This is a genomic window from Zoogloea sp. LCSB751, from assembly GCF_002028455.1.
GTDB lineage: Bacteria > Pseudomonadota > Gammaproteobacteria > Burkholderiales > Rhodocyclaceae > Zoogloea.
Genome location: NZ_MWUM01000053.1, coordinates 2,501 through 5,674 on the forward strand (window position 1 = coordinate 2,501; position 3,174 = coordinate 5,674).

Sequence of the window (3,174 nt, forward strand, 5' to 3'; positions counted from 1 at the left end):
GGAGCTGGCAATGGAGCTTTGATCCCCCGATATCCGAATGGGGAAACCCACCTCTTTGAGGTATCCCTGACTGAATTCATAGGTCAGTGGAAGCGAACCGGGAGAACTGAAACATCTAAGTACCCCGAGGAAAAGAAATCAACCGAGATTCCCCAAGTAGTGGCGAGCGAACGGGGATGAGCCTGCACGACTAAACCGGTTACTTAACAGAACAAGCTGGAAAGCTTGGCCATAGTGGGTGATAGCCCCGTATGTGAAAAGTAGCCGGCGGGTCTGAGCGTGCGACAAGTAGGGCGGGACACGTGAAATCCTGTCTGAAGATGGGGGGACCATCCTCCAAGGCTAAATACTCGTGATCGACCGATAGTGAACCAGTACCGTGAGGGAAAGGCGAAAAGAACCCCGGGAGGGGAGTGAAATAGATCCTGAAACCGCATGCATACAAACAGTGGGAGCCTCGCAAGGGGTGACTGCGTACCTTTTGTATAATGGGTCAGCGACTTACGTTCAGTAGCAAGCTTAACCGGATAGGGGAGGCGTAGCGAAAGCGAGTCTGATAAGGGCGATTCAGTTGCTGGGCGTAGACCCGAAACCAAGTGATCTATCCATGGCCAGGATGAAGGTGCGGTAACACGCACTGGAGGTCCGAACCCACTAATGTTGAAAAATTAGGGGATGAGCTGTGGATAGGGGTGAAAGGCTAAACAAACTTGGAAATAGCTGGTTCTCCCCGAAAACTATTTAGGTAGTGCCTCGTGCGGACACTTCCGGGGGTAGAGCACTGTAATCGTTGGGGGGGTCATTGCGATCTACCCCGCGATAGCAAACTCCGAATACCGGAAAGTGATACACGGGAGACAGACGGTGGGTGCTAACGTCCATCGTCAAGAGGGAAACAACCCAGACCGCCAGCTAAGGTCCCAAATACATGGCTAAGTGGAAAACGAGGTGGGAAGGCATAGACAGCTAGGAGGTTGGCTTAGAAGCAGCCACCCTTTAAAGAAAGCGTAATAGCTCACTAGTCGAGTCGTCCTGCGCGGAAGATGTAACGGGGCTCAAGCCATGAACCGAAGCTGCGGATCTCGTAAGAGATGGTAGGGGAGCGTTCTGTAAGTCTGTGAAGGTGTCTTGTAAAGGATGCTGGAGATATCAGAAGTGCGAATGCTGACATGAGTAGCGATAAAGGGTGTGAAAAGCACCCTCGCCGAAAGCCCAAGGTTTCCTGCGCAACGTTCATCGACGCAGGGTGAGTCGGCCCCTAAGGCGAGGCAGAAATGCGTAGTCGATGGGAAACAGGTCAATATTCCTGTACCGCTCTATGATGCGATGGGGGGACGGAGAAGGTTAGGTCAGCCGGGTGTTGGACGTCCCGGTTTAAGCGTGTAGGCGTGCTCTTTAGGCAAATCCGGAGAGCTTAGCTGAGGCGTGACGACGAGGTCTCTTTGAGACCGAAGTGATTGATACCCTGCTTCCAGGAAAAGCCTCTAAGCTTCAGTCATAGAGTGACCGTACCGCAAACCGACACAGGTGGGCAGGTAGAAGATACTAAGGCGCTTGAGAGAACTCAGGAGAAGGAACTCGGCAAATTGATACCGTAACTTCGGGAGAAGGTATGCCTCGGTAGCTTGTAGGAGTACATCCGAAGGGCGAAGAGGCCGCAGAGAATCGGTGGCTGCGACTGTTTATTAAAAACACAGCACTCTGCAAACACGAAAGTGGACGTATAGGGTGTGACGCCTGCCCGGTGCCGGAAGGTTAAGTGATGGGGTGCAAGCTCTTGATCGAAGCCCCGGTAAACGGCGGCCGTAACTATAACGGTCCTAAGGTAGCGAAATTCCTTGTCGGGTAAGTTCCGACCTGCACGAATGGCGTAACGATGGCCACACTGTCTCCTCCTGAGACTCAGCGAAGTTGAAGTGTTTGTGAAGATGCAATCTCCCCGCGGCTAGACGGAAAGACCCCATGAACCTTTACTGTAGCTTTGCATTGGACTTTGACGGGACTTGTGTAGGATAGGTGGGAGGCGATGAGACTGGGACGCTAGTTCCAGAGGAGCCGTCCTTGAAATACCACCCTGGTGTCGTTGAGGTTCTAACCTAGGTCTGTGAATCCAGATCGGGGACCGTGCATGGTAGGCAGTTTGACTGGGGCGGTCTCCTCCCAAAAGGTAACGGAGGAGTACGAAGGTCTTCTAGGTACGGTCGGACATCGTACTGATAGTGCAATGGCAAAAGAAGGCTTGACTGCGAGACCGACAAGTCGAGCAGGTGCGAAAGCAGGTCATAGTGATCCGGTGGTTCTGTATGGAAGGGCCATCGCTCAACGGATAAAAGGTACTCTGGGGATAACAGGCTGATTCCGCCCAAGAGTTCACATCGACGGCGGAGTTTGGCACCTCGATGTCGGCTCATCACATCCTGGGGCTGTAGCCGGTCCCAAGGGTATGGCTGTTCGCCATTTAAAGTGGTACGTGAGCTGGGTTTAAAACGTCGTGAGACAGTTTGGTCCCTATCTGCCGTGGGCGCTGGATATTTGAGGGGGCCTGCTCCTAGTACGAGAGGACCGGAGTGGACGGATCTCTGGTGTACCGGTTGTGACGCCAGTCGCATCGCCGGGTAGCTAAATCCGGAAGAGATAACCGCTGAAAGCATCTAAGCGGGAAACTCGCCTCAAGATGAGATATCCCTGGGAACTTGATTCCCCTAAAGGGTCGTTGAAGACCACAACGTTGATAGGCTGGGTGTGGAAGCGCAGTAATGCGTTAAGCTAACCAGTACTAATTGCCCGTGAGGCTTGATCCTATAACCTTGCAAAACACAGCGCGACAGAATGAACGCAGCGTGCGCAGTCACACACCTCAAAAAACACTTCTTCCCTTTGCGTTCAGCGCTGCTTGCGTTGAACGGTACAAGTTATAGTCTGACGACCATAGCGTCTTGGAACCACCCCTTCCCATCCCGAACAGGACCGTGAAACAAGACCGCGCCGATGATAGTGCACAACCGTGCGTGAAAGTAGGTCATCGTCAGACTTACCCCATCAAAACCCCCGCAGAAAAATCTGCGGGGGTTTTATGCTTTTTATGCCTTAAAACAAAAATACCCACACCTCCCGCCGCCTCCAAGCGCCCCGCGAACACCTCGGTGTATTGATCCAGTAAATCCCTGCTCAGGT

At 52.9% G+C, this 3,174-nt stretch carries 2 rRNA genes (1 of these 2 running past the window's edge); both read left to right on the plus strand.

Going from position 1 to position 3,174, the window contains the following annotated elements:
• Positions 1 to 2,801: ribosomal RNA gene (locus B4920_RS25530) — 23S ribosomal RNA — on the plus strand (it extends 81 nt beyond the left edge of the window).
• 117 nt (positions 2,802 to 2,918) lie between these two features.
• Positions 2,919 to 3,031: ribosomal RNA gene (gene rrf, locus B4920_RS25535) — 5S ribosomal RNA — on the plus strand.
• The last annotated feature ends 143 nt before the right edge of the window (positions 3,032 to 3,174 follow it).